Origin of the sequence: Thermocaproicibacter melissae (assembly GCF_024498295.1) — a bacterium.
In the GTDB taxonomy this organism is placed as follows: Bacteria; Bacillota; Clostridia; order Oscillospirales; family Acutalibacteraceae; genus Thermocaproicibacter; species Thermocaproicibacter melissae.
On sequence record NZ_CP101827.1, the window covers coordinates 1,777,728 to 1,800,852 of the forward strand.

Here is a 23,125-nt window from a genome sequence, read left to right on the forward strand (position 1 = left end):
GTTGATTACCCCTCCTCCTTTGAATACTTGATACGGGGATCCAGGAAGGCATAGATCAAGTCAACAATCAGGTTGATAATCACATAAATCGTTGCAATGATCAACACGACAGCCTGTACCACAGGGAAGTCCGATTTTTGAATACACTCTACTGTGTATTTGCCGATGCCCGGCCATGCAAACACTGTTTCGGTCAACACGGCGCCGCCGAGCAGGGAACCGAACTGCAGGCCGATGACCGTTGTAATCGGAATCATGGCGTTGCGAAGCGCATGGTGACGAATGACACGTCTGTTTGTAATGCCCTTTGCACGTGCGGTACGGATATAGTCCTGATTCAGCGTGTCAAGCATGCTGGAACGAGTCATGCGGGTGATGATTGCCATGGAATACAGCGAAAGCGCAAGCGTAGGCATAATAAGATGCTGTACTGCATTTCCGAAGGCTTCAAAATCTCCGGCAGTAAGCGTATCCCAGAGATAGAGGCCGGTACCGCCGACCGGCTGGAGCATCGGGTCGATTCTTCCGGAACTGGGCAGAATATGAAGTGCACCTGTAAACAGAAGAATGAACAGAATGCCGAGCCAGAAAATCGGCATGGAGATGCCGGCAAGAGCAAGCAGGGTGCTGGCATAATCCGCAATCGTGTTTTTATGTACAGCAGCGACTGTGCCCAAAATAACACCCAGCACGGCAGCGATGATGATTGCGCAGATGGCAAGCTCAACGGTTGCCGGAAAACGCGCAAAGATTTCTTGTGAGACAGGCTTATTTGTGTAATATGATGTTCCGAAATTTCCCGTTAACGCATTTTTCAGAAAGTCGAAATACTGAACCAGAATTGGCTGGTTCAGGCCGTGACTCTCTCTCCATGCATCCATTGCCTCTTGGCTGGCATGTTCACCAAGTACAACTGGCGCCGGATCCGGTGAGAAAACGCGCATGATCAGAAAAACCACGAGCGAAACACCAAGTAACACCGGGATCAGCATCAATATTCGTTTGATGGTGTATTTTACCAAATCAAATGCATCCCTTTCCTTTGCCCGTCTCAAACAGAAGAACAGGCATAAGCTAATAAAATGAACTGAAAGCTGCAGAACCTGCAGCTTTCAGTACGGCAGTTATTCCGAATGATTTTTACTTATTTTGAAACAGTCACACCAGCAAAACGGGTAACGCCCGTCTGATGATAGAAGTAACCGCTTACCTTTGGATTGTAGGCAGCGAGGTTCTTGGAGTGCGAAATGACAAGCCATACATTGTCATCGGCAGCCATCTGCTCAAGCTGCGTATAAATCTTTTCACGCTCTTCGCCCTCGGGGGTCTGCTGGCCCTTGAGAATCAGCTTGTGGTATTCCGGATTGTTGTAACGGGAAACATTCATGGAAACATCCTTGTCGTCAAGCAGGTTCATGAAGTTGTCCGGGTCACCGTTGTCACCGGTCCAGCCGTAGAAGCAGATATCGTAATCGCCCTTCTTAACGACGGACTTATACGTTGTCCAGTCATAGGTGCTGATCTTGCAGGTCACACCGACTTCTTTCAGATAACCCTGAATTGCTTCTGCAAGGACCTGACCGCCAACCGTATTGTACGGACGCGGGTTGGAATAGGTAATCATGTTGACGGAAGTAATACCCGCCTTGGCAAGTCCTGCTTTTGCCGCAGCTTTGTCATACGTAGTCGACTTGACATTCTTGCTGCCTGGATTCATGAAGAACGGCATAATGCTCGTAGCCGGAGTTGCGTAGTCTTTGTAAAGGCTCTTGACAAGCTCAGGAACGTTGACTGCCTGGCTGAATGCTTTACGTGCTGCAACATCCTTGAATTTCTCAGAGGTTGTGTTGTATGCCATGTAGTTGATGGTCATACCGTCAGCGGAGAAAATCTTTTCACCGGCATTTTTCAGCTGATCAACATCGGATGCGGAGATTCCGTCGATTGCATCCACTTCACCGGAAGTCAGAGCAATGTCGCGGGCGGAGTTTTCGCTGATGAAGCGGAAAACAATGTTCTTCGTTTTGGCTTTTTCGCCCCAGTAATCGTCATTGCGTACCAGTTTGATGTTCTGGTTCTTGTCCCAGGAAACGAACTTATACGGCCCTGTACCAACCGGATGCTCATTCAAGTTGCCGTTGTATTTTTCCAGCGCCGTCGGGCTGACGATCGGTGCTGCCATAATCATGGCAATATTCTTAATGAAGGAAGTCTGCGGGGTGAACAGAATGATCTGTACCGTGTAGTCGTCTACAACCTTAACTTCCTTAACACCGGTCTTTGCCTTTTTTGAGCCGAAGACGAAAGAAGCATAAGGCATATCGTCAGAAACATTCGGCTCGAGCAACCGGTCAATGGACTTCTTAACAGCGTCAGCGTTGAAATCCGTGCCGTCGTGGAATTTGACGCCTTTGCGAAGATGGAACGTATATGTCACGCCGTCGTCGCTGACCTCATAGCTCTCTGCAAGCCACGGCTCAATTTCGGTGGAATCGTTCTTGTATCTCAGAAGTCCTTCGTAAATGTTGCACATGACCTTGGCAGACTCGCCATCATCCACATATGCCGGATCAAGTCCGCGCGGATCGGCACCCTGAGCATAGGTAAAAGTATCTTTGAGGGCTGCGTCAGTTCCACTTGTGCTACCGGAGTTCACTTCGGATGCACGCTGGCTTTTTGTGCAGCCTGTCATAGCCGTTCCAATGATAGCTGCAGTTAGAATCAATGCGGAAAGTTTCTTGAATTTGCAGTTCTTTTTCATACTAACTAACTCCCTCTCTTTCTCTCGTTCAAACCGTGCGAATTGACAAACTCTAACTGTAATATAACCAACGAATTTTGCAGAAATAACGTGTTAATACATTAAATCATTAACTATAAAAGCAGCGCTTCTTTCAGCCAAATCAAAGAAGCGCTGCTGCCAATTATTTCATGCATCAGCCGTTTTTGAATTCGGCGGTTTGAAAGAGTATAATATATTTCCCCATTCTTTTCAAGGCTGTTTTAAGAAAAATGCAAGATTGCATTTGATTTCATCCAAATCAACAAATTTAAAGCGTTCCAATTTTGCAGGATTAAAGCATTTTGCTCGCAGAAAACGGTTTTCCGAACGTCTGGCTCAAATTCCAAAAGTTGCAAGCCCGCAAAACCTGTGGAAACGGATGCAGAAAAGCAGTCGTTTTTCGCGACCGTTCTGACTTTTTTGACTTTTGTGCAGACGTAAAATCATTTAACCGCTGACTGCACTCCTGTTTCCCTGCCTACAAAACAAAGCTTTTTGAATGCTTCAATAAATTGTGATAAATCGAATTTTCGCAAAGCGTTATGCTTTCGATACATGTTTGCAGTGAAACTTTTTTGCTTTGAAAATTCATACTTTCAAAATTCATAAAAATTTTACATAGCATTTATAAAATCATAATTCGCGGCATGCATAATGAACGTTTGAAAAACAGCCAAAGGAAACAAGAAAGCACAAAAAGACCGCATGAATACTCGATTCTCAGCATCCATGCGGAATGGATTTTGGAGCGGGAAACGGGATTCGAACCCGCGACATTCAGCTTGGGAAGCTGACGCTCTACCACTGAACTACTCCCGCAGAAACGCATCTTGAATTTTACCATAAATTTTGCTTTCATGCAAGCCTTTTTTGATACATATATTGCGGCAGTGTTCCGCAGATGAAATATTTTCCTCTTTATTTCTGAATATAAGCTATTTCATATTTCTCTTTCCTGTTTTTCCCCTTGCTTTAAACAAGCTATTAGTATAAAATACCTTAGGTTTGTCCTTTAACCTTTTCTTCGATGATTTTGCTCTCTCCATCAACCAAAAAGAAATCTGAAAACAGTCTCTTTTCAAAGGAACAGGGGGATTGAATATGCCCGTTTCGCCTTCACCTCAAACGATTGCTTATGATATTAAAAATTCACATAAGGTAGCCGACTTAAAATTATATCCGTCCATTTCATTTACACCCAGCCAACGGAGATACTGTGTTGTAAAACGCGCTTTAGATATCATTCTTTCCAGTCTGCTATTACTGCTTCTTTCGCCTCTTTTCTTAACAATAGCTTTAATAGTTAAAGCCACTTCACGCGGTCCAGTATTGTTCCGTCAGAAACGAATGGGACAATTTGGAAAAACAATTCTCGTTTATAAATTCCGCACGATGTACTGCAGTGCCCCTAATGTGGCGACCTGCAAACTGCATAATCCGGACCAATATATAACACCTGTGGGGCGTTTCCTCCGCGTGACAAGTCTGGATGAGCTTCCTCAGTTGATCAACATTCTGCACGGCGATATGAGCTTTATCGGGCCGCGTCCATTGATTCTCTCGGAGACAGAGATTCACACAGGCAGAATGCAGAGAGGTATTTACTATCTCCGTCCGGGGCTTACTGGTCTTGCACAAATCAACGGACGTGACCTTGTTTCGCAGAGACAAAAAATCCGTTATGACGAAGAATATCTTCATTCCTTTTCCTTTAAGATGGATTGCAAAATCTTTTTCCAGACAATTAAAGCTGTGTTAAAACGAGATGGAATCTCGGAAGGGGATTCGGCATTCCGCGGAAATTCCGATGCTTCTTCTGAATCAAAAGATTTTTCACAAAGCGATAACGTGAGAACATAACCGACTTAGCACCGATAAAATGTTGCACGCAAACGCAACATGAAAAAAGACGCGGAGAAAAATCTCCGCGTCTTTTTTCTGTGACCAGGTCTATAAGCCGAGTTCTGTCTTGGACAGCCATCTATCTTGGCCGGGTGTTGCCACCGCGGCTCAATGCCACCTTCTCGGGACACGCCGGGCAAGCGTTATATGTCCCTCTGCGGTGTTGCTCCGAATAGGGTTTGCATAGCCGCACAGTCTCCTGTGCGCTGGTGGGCTCTTACCCCGCCTTTCCACCCTTGCCGCAAAAGCGGCGGTATATCTCTGTTGCACTTTCCCTGGGGTCGCCCCCGGCGGCCGTTAGCCGCTATTCTGCCCTGTGGGGCTCGGACTTTCCTCGGGCGCGCACTTTCGCGCTGCGTCCGCGGCTGCCCGACCTGCTCACGCATTAGCGATTATAACCTTCTCGGGGAATCTTGTCAATGTTTTTCAGCTGGAATATTTTGAAATCATTTCGTTCTTCAGATTCCAGAGCTTCGGAGAAAGGTCCACATAATAACGGTGCGGATTCTCAAAGCGTTTGACTTCTTCCCAAAGCGTATCCACCTGACGGAAACAATACTCTCGAATCTCTTTTAGCGGGCGTTTCTCAACAATGCAGCGTCCGTTGCGGAAAATTTGTTTGCGAATCTCAACAGCCCTAAAGTTGGTAAGGGTTTTCTTCTTCCAGACAAAATCCGGGTCAAAAATCACATAGGGATGCTCGGTGTCTATTTTCTCGCCGAACAACGTGATAACGTCGGCAATTGCTTTTTCGGTTTCATTATCGTATAAACGATAAATTGTTTTGAAACCGGGAGTCGTAATCTTTGTTACGTTCTCGCTAATTTTAATTTTCGGTATCACATTGCCCTCTTCGTCTTCCACGCCGCAGAGCTTGTAGACTCCGCCGAAAACCGGATGGCTTGAAGACGTAATCATGCGCTCGCCGACGCCAAAGATGTCAACGCATGCCCCTTGAGTAAGCATATCTCGAATAATATATTCGTCAAGGGAATTGGAGGCACAGATTTTGCAATCCGGGAAGCCAGCATCGTCAAGCATTCTGCGGGCTTTTCGCGACAGGTATGTGATGTCACCGCTGTCGATCCGAATTCCTGCCGGACGGTACCCACGGGGAACAATTTCTTCGCGGAAAACGCGGATTGCGTTTGGAACACCGGATTTTAGGACATTGTAAGTATCAACAAGCAGGGTGCAGTTTTGCGGATATTGGCGCGCATAAGCGCGGAATGCATCCAGCTCGCTATCGAACAGCTGAACCCAGCTGTGCGCCATGGTTCCGAGCGCCGGAATGCCGTATTCCTTTCCGCAGAGGGTGCATGCTGTACCGCAGCAACCGCCGATATACGCCGCTCTAGCTCCAAGGACGGCTCCGTCAGGCCCCTGTGCGCGGCGGGAACCGAACTCCATGACAGGCCTTCCGTTCGCAGCGCGGCAAATGCGGTTCGCCTTTGTTGCAATCAAGCTCTGGTGGTTGATGGTGAGTAGAATCATCGTCTCCACAAACTGTGCCTGTATTGCCGGTCCGCGCACGGTGATAATTGGTTCACCCGGGAAAATCGGCATTCCTTCCGGAACAGCCCAGACATCGCAGGTAAAATGGAAATTGGCAAGATACGACAGGAACTCCTCGCTGAAGATGCCGCAGCTGCGCAGATAAGCGATATCATCTTCGGTAAAAGTGAGATTATTGAGATACTCAATCAGCTGCTGTACGCCCGCCATAATGGCAAAGCCGCCGCCGTCAGGAAGCTCACGGAAAAACATATCAAAATAAACAATCTTATCCTTAAAGCCGTTTTCAAAGTATCCGTTTGCCATGGTGAGCTCGTAGAAATCCGTAAGCATCGTCAGATTCGTTTTAATCGGTTCCTTGTTTTTCATTGATAAGTCCCCCTAAAAAAGATTCATGAGTTTCGGTTGCCCTCTGTGTACCTGCTTTCATATTATAGAGTGAAGTCAAAAAAGCTCCAACATTCGATTAATCAATAAGTGGTCTGAGGAAATTTAAATAATCTTCTGAATAATTAAATTCTCTTTTTGATAAAATAAGAAAAGCCGCTATGCATATTTCACATATTGTAATATAAATTTTGACATTTTTCTTTTTTGTGTGAAAATAATCCAATTATTTGTTGTAAGAATACTAAAAACGTATTATACTATTAAATGACAACGGAAGACATCAGCATCTGACTATTTTGAAAGTAATCCGATGACTTTTGTTGCAAATGTTTTGTGGAAAAGCGGTAGTCAATCTGCAACCAATTTTTGTGAGGAGATGAATGATTTGAGACTGCGCAAACAGGCATTAGGCACTCGCAATTTGGTGGGCGCCCGCGTGGAAATGGCACGCAAAAATCAAGGCATGAAGCAGAAAGAATTGCTGGCTCAACTTCAAGTCAACGGTATTGACATGAACGCTTCCGGTCTTTCTAAACTGGAAGGACAAATCCGTTACGTAACGGACTATGAGCTTTCTGCTCTTGCTAACATTCTGAATGTTTCCGTTGACTGGCTTCTCGGAAGAGAAGAAAAGTAACGATCGCTTCATGTGAAAGGAACGCTCCGCATTCGCGGAGCGTTTGTTTTTTTGAAGTTTCAAGCTGTTATCATACACGAAATATTCGCAAATAGTAAATTTTGGATAATGTCAATATTGGTGTAAAGACATTGTAGCGCTTTTCTACCATCTAGTCAACTCATCCTGCAATCAGTTTTTTCCGGGAGGTTTTGCGATACTCTGCTCGGATGCGCAGAACGGCCTTTTCCAGTTCGATGACCGCAAGCGGCGCAAGGGACAGAATCGCTACGACAAGCCATTCCGTCAGATTCAGCGCAGATGTTTTGAAGATTGCCCCGAGCGGAGGTATGGCGATGACAGCAGCCTGCATCAGGGTGCAAAGAATCGCCGCGGGAAGCAGCTTATGGTTCGGCGTAAGCTGTTTATCAAACACAGAACGCTCTGTGCGGACATTAAAGGTATGCACAACCTGTGAGAGGCTCAGGACTGCAAATCCCATCGTTCTGCCCACAATCGGCGAACCGGGGGCAACGTCGAAAAAGACTCTGCCGATGCTGTACGCCAGCAAAGAAAGCGCACCGATGAGGCAGCCTTCGACGACGATATTGTACGCCATTCCTCCGGAGAAGATACTTTCGCCGCGCCGAACCGGTTTGCGGTCCATAATGCCGGGGTCAAGCGGCTCCACACCGAGGGCAAGCGCAGGCAAAGAATCCGTGACGAGGTTCACCCACAAAAGCTGAATTGCCGCAAGCGGCAGCGGAAGCCGAAGCAGGAAGCTGACAAAAACAGCTAAGATTTCGCCGATATTGCAGCTCAGCAGGAAATGTACCGTTTTGCGGATATTATCATAGATGCCGCGTCCCTCCCGCACGGCAGCGACAATTGTCGCAAAGTTGTCGTCCGTCAGAATCATGTCCGCAGCAGATTTTGCGACTTCGGTTCCGCTTTTGCCCATGGCACAGCCGATATCCGCTGCGCGCAGAGCAGGTGCGTCGTTGACGCCGTCGCCCGTCATGGCGACGACTTCCCCGTGTGACTGGTAGGCCCGTACAATACGAACCTTATGTTCCGGCGATACGCGCGCAAATACGCTGTAATCATAGATTTTCCGTGCCAACTCTCCATCCGACATACGGTCAAGCTGTGAGCCGGAGAGAACCTCTCGGGTACTTTTCGCGATGCCGAGCTTCATGGCGATGGCCGCAGCGGTTGCCGCATAGTCGCCGGTAATCATGACCGGGCGGATGCCGGCCCTTTTGCAGGTCTCCACAGCAGCGGCAGCTTCCGGACGCGGCGGGTCTTCCATGCCGATTAGCCCCGCGAATATCATATCCCGTTCCGCATCTTCTGCTTTTGCGGGAAGCGTATCCAGCTTGCGGTATGCGACACCGATAACACGCAGGGCTTTCGACGCCATGATATCATTCTGCCGCGGTGCTGCACCCGAAACACAGAGCGGGAAAAGCAGGTCCGGCGCTCCTTTTGTTACCGCGAGATACCCGCCTCCCTCCATACGGTGGATGGTCGTCATGCGCTTGCGTGTGCTGGAAAACGGCACTTCCATGACACGGCGGTATTTGTTTCGGTCGTGCAAATAATCCGACGGGGAGACCGCTCTTACGATTGCGGTTTCCGTTGGGTCGCCCCGGATACTGCCTTTCGGCGTAATTTCACAGTCGGTGCAAAGTGCAGCGAGGCGCAGAAGGCGTTTTGCTTCCGGAGAACCGAGCGCCAGCTCCCCTTCCGCATTGCGAAGTTCCGCCACCGTCATGCGGTTCATGGTGAGCGTTCCCGTTTTGTCGGAGCAAATCACGCTTGCGCTGCCGAGCGTTTCCACGGCAGGCATACGCCGCACAATGGCACGCTTTGCTGCCATGCGTCGGACGCCGATGGAAAGCGTAATGGTAACGACGGCAGGCAGCCCCTCCGGAATAGCCGCTACGGCAAGGCTAATGGATATCAGGAACATTTCAAGCGGGGGAACATGCTGAATCAAACCCATAACAAAGATGGCAAAGCAGATAACAAGTGCGCCGATGCCAAGGTATTTTCCCGTCTGTGCCAGTTTTCGCTGGAGCGGTGTCTGAGGCGGCGTCTGACTGCCTATCATTCCGGCAATCCGACCCACCTGCGTATGCATGCCGGTTTCCGTCACAATTCCTTTGCCGCGGCCTCCCGTTACGGCAGTAGCGGAAAACAGCAGATTACGGCAATCCCCGATGGGCGTTTTGGGCGGCAAAACGATGTCAGCGACTTTGTGCACGGGCAGGCTTTCCCCCGTTAACGCACTTTCCTCTACCTGCAAGTCATACGATTCCGTAATCCGCAAATCGGCAGGAACCAAGTCGCCGGCCTTGAGAACTACCAAGTCGCCGGGTACGAGCTTCGAGGCATCAATGACGACTTCTTTTCCGTCCCGCACCACATGGGCCGTGGGGCTGGACATCTTCCGAAGCGCCTCAATCGCACGTTCCGCGCGGCTTTCCTGAATCACTCCGATAATCGCATTGACCGTTACAATCGCAAGAATGATAATGGAATCGATGTAATCGCCGTCTTGCTGCCAATAAGAAACAGCGAATGAAATTGCCGCAGCCACCAGCAGGATGATAACCATGAAGTCGCAGAACTGCGCCAGGAAGCGGACAAAGAGGTTTTGTTTCTTTGGCGGGGTCAATTCGTTTGCACCGTATTCCCGCAAACGTCTTTCCGCCTGTCTGGCGGACAGCCCGACCTTCGTGCTGGTGCTCAGCCTTTTTGCGCATTCCTCTACGGTCAGGTTCTGCCAATCCAATGTTCATCATCTCCAGTTTTTAATTATGTATATTCGCATTGGACATAAAATATGGTATAATAAGCGGTATAAAGACTGCGGAGGATGACGTATGGACGTAACAATTTTGAATTATGTGCAGGATCACTGCCATAACCGATTCACGGATTTCATTTTCACTCTCCTCTCACGGTTGGGAAACGGCGGCGCGGTTTGGTTCAGTTTTGCACTTTACCTTATTGTTTTTCCCCATCAACGCCAGCAAGCGCTGATGCTTTGTTTTGCTCTTGCACTTTCGCACCTCATCAGCCAAATCCTAAAACCGATTATCGGGCGCCCCCGCCCGTTTGTGACATATCCCGGCAAAACACTTCTCATCCATACCCCGAGCGGATACTCGTGCCCATCCGGTCATTCTGCAACCTCGTTTGCAGCAGCCACCATTCTTTGCTTGGCCGGAAAACAGTTTGCCATTGCCGCGTTCTTTCTAGCGTTCGGCATCGCCTTCTCAAGGGTATTTCTCTTTGTCCACTACCCTTCCGACACACTGATTGGTGCAGGACTCGGTGTTGCGTGTGCTTTTCTCATCATGCTGTTATATCAATTCTGAATTTTCAATTTCCCTTTCTGCCGCGCTTTTGCGCGGCTTTTTTTTGCGAAACTTTTCCGAGAGACACAAGATATAAACAATCTTTTCTTTTTTACCGATTATTTTGCGGTTATTCTAAATTTGCATTAAATTGGAAGAAAAATCCCCATTTTTCTATTGATTTTGCAAAAATATTGGAATAAAATAGAAGTACTTTATCACCTATTTGTGAATATTTTTCACTGAAAAGAGGAGGCGGAACTTTGGTAAAGTTTGTTGGCAATGCAGACATTCCGGGGGTGAATGTCAAATATTTTGTGTTTGGAAATCGGAGAAAAGGCTATAGTATCCGAATTGTCGAAAACAACGTGAATAGCGCGAACTGTTTTGTTTCGTCTAAACTTTCTGAAACGCTTGACATTGCATACATGCTCCGAAGGTGCTCCGTTTTCCCTGAGAATTTACCCGAAATTATGGAAGATTTGCGTTATGCAGCCATGCAGGAAATTATGTGTCAATCATGAACTACACTAAACTTTCTACCCCGTATAACAAAGGTGTCCGGCGTAAGCCGGACACCTTTGTTGTGTTTATGGGCAGTTTTCCGGTTTTCCAACACCGGAGCGGAACAAGTCTACGAATCGGCGGGCAAGCGGCGACAAGTAGCGCCCTTTTTCCCAAATCACCGCAATTTGCGTCACGAGACGTTCACATTGAATGGTGCGGCAAATCAGCCCATGCGGGTTAAGGACGGTAAGCTCAGAAAGCGGAAGAATTCCCACTCCAAAGCCCTTCATGGCCCATGTGTAGGTTGTACGGGCATCGTCATTCAAACAGCAGATGTTGAGCGGAAGCCCCTTTGAAGCAAACGTCTCGCGAATCAGTCCCTCAAACCTGCGGTAAAGAATCAGCGGATGGCGGGAAAGTTCCTCCAGCGTTACACCGTTTTCTCCGCCGAGCGAACGCTCGGGCGTAGTGACCGCAGCCATCGGTTCGGGCCGCGAGAAGCAACAGTGAAACCGCTCTGCCTGAAATGGAGTTCTCACCACGCCAAGGTCGATGATTCCCTTTTCCAGCATTTCAATAATTGCGTATGTATTCCCTTCATGGATTTCAAAACGCACTTCTGGGTAATCCTTCGTGAAAGCCAGCATCTCCGGGCAAGGCACCGTTCCGCCGGAGGAGGACACGGCACCGATGGAAAGCACCCCGTGCATTCCTTTGCCGAAGCTCTCCGCCTCACGCACTGCGGAAGCCGCCATGTCTAGAATCTGTTTTGCCCTGCGGCAGAACAGCTCACCGGCATCGGTCAGTTCCACACCGTGCGGGCCGCGCTTCAGCAAAAGAACCCCCAGCTCATTTTCCAGTATGGCAAGCTGATGGCTCAGCGGCGGCTGTGCAATGTGCAATTTCTGCGCTGCTGCGGTAATCTGCCGCTCCTCCGCGACCGTTGTAAAATAGCGCAACTGCTTCAGAGTCATGGTATTCCCCATTTCATAGGTATACTTTTTTCGTATATTATACCATGAATTTTAGTATTTCCAATATATCTCGGATGCGGGTATAATAGCTTTTGTATCATAATGGGGTGAATTTTGTGGGGAAACTTCTTGTTTACTTAAAAAAATACCGAAAAGAGTGCATTATCGGACCAATTTTTAAATTTCTCGAGGCTTGCTTTGAGCTTTTGCTGCCAACGATTATGGCGACGATTATCAATGAGGGCGTTGACCAAAAAGACGCGAACTATGTACTGCAAAAGGGCGGCCTTATGATTCTGATGGCGGTGTTCGGGTACGGCTGTGCGCTCGTCTGCCAATACCTTGCGGCGCACGCTTCCCAGGGCTTCGGAACCGACCTGCGCAACGCCGTGTTTGAACGGATTCTCTCCTATTCGTTCAAGCAGTCCGATAAATTCGGCGCACCGACGCTCACAAACCGCATCACAAACGATATCAACCAGCTTCAGGTGTTCGTTGCCATGATGATTCGCCTGATGATTCGCGCGCCGTTTATCTGCATCGGCTCCATCATCATGGCGTTTTTTCTGGACTGGCACCTTGCGCTGATTCTGCTTGCTGCCACGCCGGTGTTGGCGGCAATTATCTGGTTTATTACCTCCAAGACCGCGCCGCTGTACCGCAGCTACCAGAAAAAGCTCGATTCGCTCGGCTCTGTTCTTCGGGAAACTCTCTCCGGCATCCGCGTCATTCGGGCGTTTTCCAAAACCGAGCAGCAGACGGGCCGCTTCCGTGCATCGAATGACGACCTGACGGAAAACGGCCTCGCCATTGCCCGAATTTCATCTCTGTTCAACCCGATGACTTCGATGGCAGTCAATCTCGTGATTATTGTGCTCCTTTGGCAGGGAAATATCCGGATTCAGTTCGGCAATCTTTCGCAGGGGCAGATCATTGCGTTCATCAACTACGCGAACCAGATCCTTCTGGCGCTGCTCGTTGTCTCCAACCTAATTCTTATCATTACGAAATCCATGGCCTCCGCCGCACGCATCAACGAAATTTTGGACACACTGCCGGATATGCAAAGCCCTGCTGTGGAGCCTTCGGAAAATCCCGACGCGCCGGCAATCGAGTTCCGAAATGTATCGTTCGGGTATCACAAAACCGGCGAGCACGCACTCGAAAATATCAATCTCACGATTCGGCGCGGCGAAACCATTGGCATCATCGGAGGGACAGGCTCGGGGAAATCCACCTTTGTGAGCCTGATTCCTCGCTTTTACGACGTAACCTCGGGAACCGTTCTTGTCAACGGAGTGCCGGTGGAACAGTATCCGCTTGAAAAGCTGCGCGCAAAAATCGGCATGGTGCCGCAGCATGCGCTTCTCTTTACCGGAACCGTGGCCGAAAACATCAGCTGGGGGTACCCAAACGCCAGCCGCGAAGCCGTAGAGAAGGCGGCAAGAATCGCGCAGGCCTCGGAATTTATTGAAAAACTGCCGGAGGGCTATGACTCCAAAGTAGAGCGCGGCGGAGCGAACTTTTCCGGCGGGCAGCGCCAGCGCCTGACCATTGCTCGTGCGCTTGTTTCCGACCCGGAAATTTTGATTCTGGACGACGCCTCCAGTGCGCTTGATTTTCTCACCGACGCAAACTTACGCAGGGCTATTCGGGAAAACAGCAGGACGCAAACGGTTCTTCTTGTGTCGCAGCGCATCGGCATCGTCCGAGATGCAGACCGGATTCTCGTTTTTGATGACGGAGAAATCGTAGGCATCGGCACGCACCGCGAGCTGATGCAGAACTGCGAGACATACCGCGAAATCTGCCTATCCCAGATGACGGACGAGGAGGCGATGAAATGAAAAAGACTTTTTTGCGATTATTCCAATACGTCAGTCAGTACAAAGCCTCCCTGCTTCTTGCCGCATTCAGCGCACTCGTCAGCTCGGTGTGCGCGCTGTTCGCCCCGTTGCTGGTCGGGCGGGCAATCGACGACATGGTAAATGCCGAAGGCAGCCGTTTGGAATCGGTGACGCACGTGCTTCTGCTCCTTCTGCTTGTTTACTTCAGCTCGAACTTCTTTCTATGGCTTCTCAACTACCTGACGAACAAAATCTCCTACCGTACGGTCAACCGCCTGCGCCGCTCCCTGTTTGACAAGCTGAATACCCTTCCGCTCGAATTCTACGACCGAAACGCACGCGGCGATACGGTGAGCCGCTTCATCAACGACGTTGACATCATCGCAGACGGCCTTCTGCAGGGCTTTATGGCACTTCTGCAGGGCGTGTTCACCATCTTGGGCGCCATTGTATTCATGCTCACTCTGAACCCGTGGATGACTTTGATTGTCATTCTTTCCGCCCCCGCCTCCTTCTTTACCGCGCGGTTTATCACCACACATTCCCAGAAGATGTTCAAGGAGCAGGCGTCCTGCCTCGGCGAACTGAACGGCTATGCGGAGGAAATCATCGAAGGGCACAAAGTTGTTAAGGCCTTCCGCTATGAGCCGCGCGCGATGGAAAAATTCCGCGAGATTAATGCAAGGCTGTATGAAACCGGCGTGAAGTCCCAGTTTATTTCTTCGCTCTCCAATCCATCCACCCGTGTGGTCAACAACATTGCTTACACGGTTGTAGGCGTTTTCGGCAGTCTTGCCGCTATCCGCGGCGAACTGACCGCTGGCGGCATTTCGAGTTTTCTGATTTACGCCGTGCTTTTTGCAAAGCCGTTCAACGACATTACCAACGTGCTTGCGCAGATGCAGTCTGCCGCAGCATCGGCACAGCGCGTTTTCCGCATCCTCGACCTGAAACCCGAAATCCCGGACCCCGAACCTGCGGTGCATCTTGAAAGCTGTAGCGGCCATGTGGAATTCCGCGATGTATCATTCTCCTACACGCCCGACCAAAAGCTGATTGAGCACTTCGACCTTGACGTTGCGCCGGGCAGCAGCATTGCCATTGTGGGCCATACGGGGGCCGGCAAAACGACACTGGTAAATCTTCTCATGCGCTTCTATGACGTTCAAGCGGGAGAAATTCGCATTGACGGCGTTGATATCCGCAGAATGAAGCGCGACGACCTGCGTTCCCTGTTTGGCATGGTTCTGCAGGACACATGGCTGTTTGACGGCACCATCCGGGAGAACATCGCTTATGCAAAGCCGAATGCGACCCTCGAGGAAGTTATCCGCGCCGCCAAAGAAGCCGGTGCCCACGGGTTCATCCGCCGCCTTGAAAACGGCTACGACACCGTGATTTCCGCCGAAGGCGGCAACATTTCTGAGGGACAGAAACAGTTGCTGACCATCGCCCGCGTCATGCTGGCAAATCCGCCCATGCTGATTCTTGACGAAGCGACAAGCAACATTGACACCTACACGGAGGTAAAGATTCAGAAAGCCTTCTCCGCCCTGACCGAAGGAAGAACAAGCTTTGTAATTGCACACCGGCTTTCCACCGTATTGACAGCCGACAAAATTCTTGTCATGGATCACGGCCGCATTGTGGAAAGCGGAACACACGAGGAGCTCCTTCAAAAAAACGGAAGCTATGCGAAACTCTACAACAGTCAATTCCGCCAAATGAATTCTCCAGAATAGCTTTACATGTTATTTTTTGGAATATATAATTGAAACAGGTATAATAGGTGCAAAATGAAAGGGGCGGAAATGGATGGCTCAATACATCGACAAGATGCTTGTCCCAAGCGTCGGTATCATTCGACACATTGTAGGCTTCGGCATGGGAGACCCTGGTTACAACGTGCTCGACACCCAGTCCAAAGACTATGTCCCTTGTGTCGTCTATTATTTTCGGCGCGGCATGGAAAAGCGCAGTGTTTCCGTTACGAAATATCAAGGAAAGTATTTTCTAGAATACTGTACTTACAGCAGTCTGGATGCCGTTCTGACCACACAAAAAAAGAGTTACACACTTCGCACCGTAACACGCGATTTCCTCTTTGAAGCCGTAAAAGCCTACCGTGCTTACCGGCTGCTCTACAATGAATACCCCGGATTTCGGGAAGACATTTACGACGCGCTGAGACAAGGCATTGGCTGCGTCTACCTCGGCAGCCTCGGCAAAGACAGGACGCGGCTGATTGACCTGATGACACGTTCCGGTTTCCATGTGACCTCATACAATTTCGACACGGTCACCACAAAAGAGGGCATCTGTGTTACTTTAGACGGCCTGTGCTTCCGGCCGGATGAAGTCATTCCCTAAAGCGAACAAAATTCTGTGCGCCATATTGCTCCTGCAAAGAAAAATATTCCTGCTAATGTACCAACCATTTCGACCGATTTCTACTGATTTCCGCTAAATGACTGCGAAAAAAGTGCAGGCACCCAAAATGGATGCCTGCACTTTTGTTGTCAGGAAGTTAGCAGCAGGAAACGCTATGATGGACGCGGTCACGCTCTTCGGCGCGTTTCGCGTTGTTCCAGCGGTCCATGGTTCCTACCAAATAACCAGTAATGCGGCGGACCCTTTCAAACGGAACCGGCTCAAACTCGTAACTCAAATCGGCATACTCGCCATCCAGTTTCACATTCAGATATTTGAGCTTGCGGTTCGGGTACTGCTCAGCAATATGATTGAGATATGCTTCCAGTTCCTTCTCGGAGGCCTCCCCGCCTTCGACTGTAATCTTATCTTTTTCCACAATTGTTCCTACCATGGTTCATTCTCCTTTCAGCTGCACCAAGTATACAGCATATAGTATCATTTGTCAATATTAAATCCTATATATTGTAATCCAGTGCAGTAAAAAAGCCCGGACGAGCCGGGCATTTTTTACACAGGATATTTATTTCTTGTAACTGTCTTTCAAGGAGACTGAACGGTTGAAAACAGGGTGGTCATGCGTAAAATCGCGGTTATCGGCACAGAAGTAACCATGCCGCAGGAACTGGAACGACTCGTTCTTCTTTGCATCGGCAAGCCAAGGTTCCACCTTGCAGCCCTTTCGTACAATTAGGGAATTCGGGTTCAGTTCATTAATGTAATCGCCGTCTTCCGGGTTCGGAACGGTAAAGAGCCTATCGTAGAGGCGTACTTCTGCGTCAATTGCCGTTTTGACATCGAGCCAGTGAATCGTGCTTTTCACCTTGCGGCCGTCGGGCGTATTGCCGCCGCTAGTTGCGGGGTCATATTCGGCGTAGACGGTTGTAACATTGCCGTCGGCGTCTTTTTCACAGCCGGTGCACTTGACGACGTACGCCGCTTTCAGGCGAACCTCGTTGCCGGGGAACAGACGGAAGTATTTCTTCTCGGGGACTTCCATGAAATCCTCGCGTTCAATCCACAGTTCGCGGGAGAACGTAACGCTACGCGTGCCGGCCTCAGGCTTCTGCGGGTTGTTTTCCAGCTCAAAGGTCTCCGTTTTCCCTTGGGGGTAATTGGTGATGACAAGACGGATTGGGTCCAGCACGGCCATTGCGCGGCGGGCGTTTTCATTGAGGTCTTCCCTCAGGCAATGCTCCAAAAATGCGTAGTCAACCGTGCTGTTGACCTTGGCCACACCGATGCGTTCGCAGAAATTGCGAATGGATGCCGGCGTATATCCGCGGCGGCGAAGGCCGCAAAGGGTCGGCATACGCGGATCGTCCCAGCCGGAAACATAACCTTCCTCCACAAGTCTGCGCAGCTTGCGCTTACTCATGACGGTGTTGTTGATGTTGAGGCGTGCAAATTCAATCTGACGCGGTTTGGAAGGCAGATTGACATGTTCAATCACCCAATCGTAAAGCGGGCGATGATCCTCAAATTCCAGAGAACAGAGCGAATGTGTCACGCCTTCCAGGGCGTCTTCAATCGGGTGCGCAAAGTCGTACATCGGGTAAATGCACCACGTTGTTCCTGTGCGGTGGTGCGGCTGATGATTGATGCGGTAGATGACCGGGTCGCGCAGATTGAAGTTGCCTGACGCGAGGTCGATTTTCGCCCGCAGCGTCATTTTTCCGTCTTCAAACTCCCCATCTCTCATGCGGCGGAAAAGGTCAAGGCTTTCTTCAATCGGACGATCACGGTATGGGCTGATGGCCGGGTGCGTCAAATCACCGCGGTATTCGCGCATCTGCTCCGGTGTAAGTTCGCACACATAGGCAAGGCCGCGTTTGATGAGGTCCACCGCAAGTTCGTACATCTTCGGGAAGTAATCGGAAGCATAGTAAAAGCGGTCTTCCCAGTCGAAACCGAGCCACTTGATATCTTCCTTGATGGCTTCGACATACTCCTCGTCTTCCTTGGTGGGGTTTGTGTCGTCCATGCGAAGATTACACAAACCGCCGTACTTTTCCGCTGTGCCGAAATCAATGCAAATCGCTTTGGCGTGACCGATGTGCAGATATCCGTTCGGTTCCGGAGGAAAACGCGTGTGCACTCGTTTTCCCTCAAATCTTCCGCCGGGTGCAATGTCCTTTTCAATCAGGGTATGGATAAAGTTGCCGGAGCTTTCTTCCGCTCCGTTTGTTACGATTTCTTCGCTCATCTTGCAGACTCCTTATGCACCTAATTTTTTCAGTCCGAGATTCAACCGTCTGAGGGATTCTTCCCTACCGAGGATGCAGAGGATTTCAAACGCCCCGCCCGGGGTTACCAGCTGCCCTGACGCAGCGATGCGCACAGGCCACAGGAGGGTACCGTTCTTAACCCCGAGCTTGGGCACAAGATCCATCATGGAGTCATGAATCGCATTCAGCGTCCACTCAGGCAGATTCTGGAGCACCGGAATGGCAGCTTTCAGCATATCTGCCGAATTCTCGAGCGTCGTTTTGCTCTTTTTGTTGACGAACAGTTCTACGGGGTAATCCGGAAGTTCCCGGAAAAAGCCGAGCATTTCGGGGATGTCCGTCAGCCGAGTGACACGGGGCTGCAGAATCATCGTCAGCACATCCCACGGGCGCTCGTCCTTTGGGAAAACTTCTTTGTAATACGGCATCGCACGGCGGGTAAACTCCTCCGGCGTCATGGCACGCAGATATTCTCCGTTGAGCCACTGGAGTTTTTCATAGTCAAACACGGCCGGCGATTTGCTGATTCCATCAATCGAGAAATTCTGAATCAGCTCATCCAGCGTGAAAATCTCGCGATTGTCTTTCGGGCACCAGCCTAGAAGCGCTATGTAGTTCACAATCACTTCCGGCAGGTATCCTTCTTTTACGAGATCCTCAAATCCGGTTGAGCCGTGGCGCTTGGACAGCTTGGAAACGGAACCGTCCGCATTTTTGCCCATAATCAGCGGAAGGTGGATGTAAGTCGGCACCTCCCACCCGAAGGCTTCATAAAGCAGGTTATATTTCGGCGTGGAGGTCAGATATTCGCACCCGCGCACCACATGCGTAATTTTCATCAAATGGTCGTCAATGACGTTCGCGAAGTTATAGGTTGGGAATCCGTCAGACTTCAGCAGGATTTGGTCTTCCAGTTCCTTGTTTTCGATGGTAATTGGCCCGTAGACCACATCGTTGAAGGTGGTGGAGCCTTCTGTGGGCATCTTCTGGCGGATGACATACGGCGTTCCGGCAGCCAAAAGGCGTTCCACTTCTTCTTTCGGCAGATTGCGGCAGTGGCGGTCATAGCCTCCGCCGTTTTCGCCCTTGTTCTCATGCAGCGCGTCAAGCCGCTCCTTGGAGCAGAAGCAGTAGTAGGCTTTGCCTTCCTTCACGAGCTGCTCCGCGTATTTTTTGTAAATCTCTTTGCGCTCGCTCTGCACATAGGGGCCGTACTCGCCGCCGATATCCGGCCCTTCATCGTGCTTTATGCCGACCTGTTCGAGTGTGTGGTAGATAACGTTCACAGCGCCCTCAACATAACGTTCCCGGTCGGTATCCTCAATGCGGAGTACAAAGTCTCCCCCGTTTGATTTTGCGATCAGGTATTCAAAAAGTGCCGTCCGCAGGTTGCCGACGTGCATGAAGCCCGTCGGACTCGGGGCGAACCTTGTCCGAACTTTCTCCGGCATGAATTTTCCTCCTGACATTTCCCCAATAAATTGCGGCAAACGCCGTATTGTTAATTATAGCAAAGATACACCGCAGAATCAACGAGAGGTACTTGTTTTTCCGGCGATATACTCCTCTAAACACTGGCCGGACTTTTTCATGGCCGCTGCGGCCTCTGTTCCGACATAGCGGTAATGCCACGGCTCGTACTTGATGTTGGTAACATTCTCTTTATCCTTGGGGTAGCGAAGAATGAAACCGTATTCGTGTGCATGCTTTTGCAGCCAGCGGAATGCCGGCGTTCTGTCGAAATCATCTTCGACCCCGTTGAGGTCAATCGCTAACCCCGTGGCATGCTCGCTGAAACCGGGTTTTGCGACGGAATGTTCGGCGGCGGCGACTGCTTCCGAATAGGTGGGTGACGTTTTCGCGTACTGCTCCACCTCGCGCTGAAAGAGGGTGCTCTGCTCCGAATCGCTCCGGTAGCCTGAGGAAATCCAGAGAGCGATGCCGTCTTTTGAGGCATCGGTCCGCATTTCGGTAAACGGCTGGACTACCGCCTTGTCAACCTTGATTCCAAAAATCTCCGTCAGTTCGGGCTGATACCACGATGGGAACGGATTGCCCGGCCCAACCAGAACAAGGCAGCGATTCTGTGGATTCTGTGTTACCGTCGCTACGGCAGACGATATTTGCGTTGATGAATCCGCCCCTGACGTCGCATCGGTCTGGGACGCTGCCTGCGATACAGAGGTCTTTTGAGCCGCTGTAGAAGACAACGCGGCGAGCTGCGCCGAACGCACTCCTGCATCGTAAGCGGTGGAAAGCAAAAAGGTACACACGAAAATGCCGCCGACAATCAGCAGCACATAAGCGACAGCATGCAGAAAAATTTTCTTCATCACAAAATCCCCCTAACTCTGTCCATGGATAGTATCGGGGGATTTGTGTCATTTCATTCGGTTGTAAGGAATTTTTGCTCCGCTGGTTACTCGATGTGCACTGCGGTTCCGGAAGCGGAAACCATGAGCATGCCGTTGTTTGCGCCGAGAACCTCGTAGTCGAGCTTTACGCCGACAATCGCATTGGCCCCCATCGCATCCGCGCGCCTGCCCATTTCGTTGATGGCTTCATCACGCGCCCGAATCAGTTCATCTTCATAGGAGCCGGAGCGGCCTCCAAAAAAGTTGCTGATACCGGCTGCTAAATCGCGCACAAAGTCGACACCCGCGACGACCTCACCGCAGACAATGCCGTAATATCTCGTAATGTGTTTGCCTTCCACGGATGGGGTTGTTGTAATAATCATAAATATCCTCCTTGTAATTTCGTTGATACTTTATCCTATGAGGCAATTTGTTTCGCTGTTGCCGGAACCGATTGGTATAAAAAACGGGCACCCAGAAGTGAGTGCCTATGGAACTGTGCAGCCGGTACAAACCCAAGAACTATTTTGCTTGTTTCTTTCCGTGGCGGGGATTCTCTTTTACGATTTTCGCTGCCTCGTAAATGGCAGTCAGAATATCAATTTCAAACTGGCTGGACATGGTGTTTACTTTTACGAACGCTTTTCCAAGCTCCGTGCTGACATAATGCGGTTTCAGCTGATTGAGTGCCAGAGACATAATATCCGTTTTGCACTGGTCGCACTTACAGCAGTCGAGGCTGTCCCACACCTCATTTAGTGTCTGCTGGACGTATTCCTCCATGACATTATGAACAACTTTGTTCATCCAGCTCCCCCCAATCTCGATGCATTTGGAAAATATTTTCACTGTAAATATAACATTTCCAGAAAGAAAAGTAAATGTCGATTTAAAGAATCTATCGTTACGGATTGAACTTTTTTTGTGCCTGTGCTATACTGTTAGCGTTGTCTTGACGCATGGGCCATTAGCTCAGTTGGTTAGAGCAGCCGGCTCATAACCGGTCGGTCCGGGGTTCGAGTCCCTGATGGCCCACCAAAAAGAAATCCCGCTGAAAATTCTTTTCAGCGGGATTTTTTCATTTAGCTGATGCCGAAGAAAAAACATCAAGCTGCTGCAAAAATTTCAGTCAGATGGAAATACGCAAAGCGATATCATACAGTTCCTTGTCAAATACGCGCTTCATGTTCAGTGCCTCGGTGATATCGAGGTCAACAATGCGGCCGCCGCGCATGACAATAACACGGTTGCTGTAACCTTCATACAGTTTCTTTGCGGCTATCGCACCCATCTGGCTTCCGACGACACGGTCGCGAAGAGTCGGCGAGCCGCCGCGCTGCACATGGCCGAGAACCGTTGCTCTCGTCTCAATGCCCGTAGCCTGTTCAATATCCTTTGCCAGCTTGTCAACGCCGCCGACACCCTCGGCAACAATGATGATGAAGTGCTTTTTGCCGGTTTTCTGGGTGAAAGTCATGCGGTCGATAATATCTCTCTGGAAATCGTACGGAATTTCCGGCACAAGGATGCTCGTTGCACCAACCGCAATACCGGTTTGCAAAGCGAGGTCGCCGCACCTGCGGCCCATAACTTCCACGACACTGCAGCGGTCGTGGGACTCCATGGTATCGCGCAAACGGTCTACCATCTCAACGGCGGTATTCATGGCCGTGTCAAAACCGATGGTGTATTCGCTCGACGCAATGTCGTTGTCGATGGTACCCGGAATTCCGATGCAAGGAATGCCTGCATTTGTCAGGTCGCGTGCTCCGCGGAACGAACCGTCGCCGCCGATGACAACGACACCGTCAATGCCCATTTTGCGGCAGTTATCCGCCGCCTTCTGCACACCTTCCGGTGTATTGAATTCGGGGCTGCGTGCCGTATAGAGAATCGTTCCGCCGCGGTGAATGATATCGGAAACCGAACGGAGATTCATTTCCATAACGTCACCGTTCAGCAGGCCGTTGTAACCTCTTAAGACTCCTACCACTCGCATTCCGTAAGAAATGCCTGTTCTGACAACTGCGCGCACAGCAGCATTCATGCCGGGAGCGTCGCCGCCGCTGGTCAAAACGGCAATGGATTTTAGCGCCATGCTGATTCCTCCTATTGTTTGCATTATCCCTGTCGAACTGTTCCGAAGCATACCACAATTTGTCGCATCCAAAAGTACGGCTGTAATGCGGTATGATTGAAACCTACATTT

Annotated in this window: 18 protein-coding genes, 2 tRNA genes and 1 other RNA gene; 7 read left to right on the forward strand and 14 right to left on the reverse strand. The window is 50.0% G+C overall.

Annotated features, from left to right (window positions below; all coding sequences use genetic code 11):
- Window positions 1–5: 5 nt before the first annotated feature.
- The 3 genes from NOG13_RS08580 to NOG13_RS08590 form a co-directional block, all read right to left on the reverse strand.
- Window positions 6–1,022 (reverse strand): ABC transporter permease, encoded by a 1,017-nt coding sequence (locus NOG13_RS08580; RefSeq protein WP_283110142.1) that lies wholly within the window; start codon window positions 1,020–1,022, stop codon window positions 6–8.
- A gap of 122 nt (window positions 1,023–1,144) precedes the next feature.
- A complete protein-coding gene (locus NOG13_RS08585; protein ID WP_283110143.1) occupies window positions 1,145–2,761 on the reverse strand; it encodes an ABC transporter substrate-binding protein in 1,617 nt (538 codons plus the stop codon).
- Window positions 2,762–3,526: 765 nt separating this feature from the next.
- Window positions 3,527–3,601: transfer RNA gene (locus NOG13_RS08590), tRNA-Gly, on the reverse strand.
- Window positions 3,602–3,883: 282 nt separating this feature from the next.
- On the opposite strand from NOG13_RS08590, the gene NOG13_RS08595 reads away from it, so the two are divergent.
- Entirely contained in the window at window positions 3,884–4,642 is a 759-nt protein-coding gene (locus NOG13_RS08595) for a sugar transferase (RefSeq protein ID WP_283111186.1), read from the forward strand.
- 77 nt (window positions 4,643–4,719) lie between these two features.
- Here the strand turns inward: NOG13_RS08595 and rnpB are convergent.
- Window positions 4,720–5,065, reverse strand: an RNA gene (gene rnpB, locus NOG13_RS08600) — RNase P RNA component class A.
- A gap of 45 nt (window positions 5,066–5,110) precedes the next feature.
- On the reverse strand, window positions 5,111–6,568 hold the full coding sequence (locus tag NOG13_RS08605; RefSeq protein ID WP_283110144.1) for a nicotinate phosphoribosyltransferase: 1,458 nt from the start codon (window positions 6,566–6,568) through the stop codon (window positions 5,111–5,113).
- A gap of 397 nt (window positions 6,569–6,965) precedes the next feature.
- On the opposite strand from NOG13_RS08605, the gene NOG13_RS08610 reads away from it, so the two are divergent.
- On the forward strand, window positions 6,966–7,226 hold the full coding sequence (locus tag NOG13_RS08610; protein ID WP_416200700.1) for a helix-turn-helix domain-containing protein: 261 nt from the start codon (window positions 6,966–6,968) through the stop codon (window positions 7,224–7,226).
- Between the two features lie 160 nt (window positions 7,227–7,386).
- On the opposite strand, the gene NOG13_RS08615 is transcribed toward NOG13_RS08610, so the two are convergent.
- Window positions 7,387–10,005, reverse strand: coding sequence for a calcium-translocating P-type ATPase, PMCA-type (locus tag NOG13_RS08615; protein WP_283110146.1), 2,619 nt, complete (start codon window positions 10,003–10,005; stop codon window positions 7,387–7,389).
- Between the two features lie 91 nt (window positions 10,006–10,096).
- Here NOG13_RS08615 and NOG13_RS08620 point away from each other — a divergent pair, with 91 nt between their 5' ends.
- A complete protein-coding gene (locus NOG13_RS08620; protein WP_283110147.1) occupies window positions 10,097–10,594 on the forward strand; it encodes a phosphatase PAP2 family protein in 498 nt (165 codons plus the stop codon).
- A 569-nt stretch (window positions 10,595–11,163) separates the two neighbouring features.
- Here NOG13_RS08620 and NOG13_RS08625 read toward each other — a convergent pair.
- Window positions 11,164–12,054: a LysR family transcriptional regulator gene (locus NOG13_RS08625; protein ID WP_283110148.1), complete on the reverse strand. Its 891-nt coding sequence runs from the start codon at window positions 12,052–12,054 to the stop codon at window positions 11,164–11,166.
- 116 nt (window positions 12,055–12,170) lie between these two features.
- Here NOG13_RS08625 and NOG13_RS08630 point away from each other — a divergent pair, with 116 nt between their 5' ends.
- The 3 genes from NOG13_RS08630 to NOG13_RS08640 all read left to right on the forward strand — a co-directional run bounded on the left by NOG13_RS08630 (window position 12,171) and on the right by NOG13_RS08640 (window position 16,271).
- Window positions 12,171–13,901: an ABC transporter ATP-binding protein gene (locus NOG13_RS08630; RefSeq protein WP_283110149.1), complete on the forward strand. Its 1,731-nt coding sequence runs from the start codon at window positions 12,171–12,173 to the stop codon at window positions 13,899–13,901.
- A complete protein-coding gene (locus NOG13_RS08635) occupies window positions 13,898–15,643 on the forward strand; it encodes an ABC transporter ATP-binding protein (RefSeq protein ID WP_283110150.1) in 1,746 nt (581 codons plus the stop codon). Before NOG13_RS08630 ends, NOG13_RS08635 begins: the two co-directional genes overlap by 4 nt.
- A gap of 73 nt (window positions 15,644–15,716) precedes the next feature.
- Window positions 15,717–16,271 carry a hypothetical protein gene (locus tag NOG13_RS08640; protein WP_283110151.1) on the forward strand — a complete coding sequence of 185 codons (555 nt, stop codon included), beginning with the start codon at window positions 15,717–15,719 and terminating at the stop codon, window positions 16,269–16,271.
- Between the two features lie 157 nt (window positions 16,272–16,428).
- Here the strand turns inward: NOG13_RS08640 and nrdD are convergent, their stop codons facing one another.
- The 6 genes from nrdD to NOG13_RS08670 form a co-directional block, all read right to left on the reverse strand.
- Entirely contained in the window at window positions 16,429–16,725 is a 297-nt protein-coding gene (nrdD, locus tag NOG13_RS08645; protein ID WP_283110152.1) for an anaerobic ribonucleoside-triphosphate reductase, read from the reverse strand.
- A 129-nt stretch (window positions 16,726–16,854) separates the two neighbouring features.
- Window positions 16,855–18,537 (reverse strand): glutamine--tRNA ligase/YqeY domain fusion protein, encoded by a 1,683-nt coding sequence (locus NOG13_RS08650; protein ID WP_283110153.1) that lies wholly within the window; start codon window positions 18,535–18,537, stop codon window positions 16,855–16,857.
- A gap of 12 nt (window positions 18,538–18,549) precedes the next feature.
- Window positions 18,550–20,010, reverse strand: coding sequence for a glutamate--tRNA ligase (gene gltX, locus NOG13_RS08655; protein ID WP_283110154.1), 1,461 nt, complete (start codon window positions 20,008–20,010; stop codon window positions 18,550–18,552).
- Window positions 20,011–20,088: 78 nt separating this feature from the next.
- A complete protein-coding gene (locus tag NOG13_RS08660; protein ID WP_283110155.1) occupies window positions 20,089–20,892 on the reverse strand; it encodes a M15 family metallopeptidase in 804 nt (267 codons plus the stop codon).
- Window positions 20,893–20,978: 86 nt separating this feature from the next.
- Window positions 20,979–21,299 carry a putative heavy metal-binding protein gene (locus NOG13_RS08665; RefSeq protein WP_283110156.1) on the reverse strand — a complete coding sequence of 107 codons (321 nt, stop codon included), beginning with the start codon at window positions 21,297–21,299 and terminating at the stop codon, window positions 20,979–20,981.
- A gap of 139 nt (window positions 21,300–21,438) precedes the next feature.
- Complete coding sequence (locus tag NOG13_RS08670; protein ID WP_283110157.1) at window positions 21,439–21,723, reverse strand: late competence development ComFB family protein; 285 nt, start codon at window positions 21,721–21,723, stop codon at window positions 21,439–21,441.
- A gap of 154 nt (window positions 21,724–21,877) precedes the next feature.
- On the opposite strand from NOG13_RS08670, the gene NOG13_RS08675 reads away from it, so the two are divergent.
- Window positions 21,878–21,954 (forward strand) — tRNA-Ile (locus tag NOG13_RS08675).
- Between the two features lie 91 nt (window positions 21,955–22,045).
- Here the strand turns inward: NOG13_RS08675 and pfkA are convergent.
- Window positions 22,046–23,014, reverse strand: a complete 969-nt coding sequence (gene pfkA / locus NOG13_RS08680) for a 6-phosphofructokinase (RefSeq protein WP_283110158.1) — start codon at window positions 23,012–23,014, stop codon at window positions 22,046–22,048.
- Window positions 23,015–23,125 lie beyond the last annotated feature (111 nt).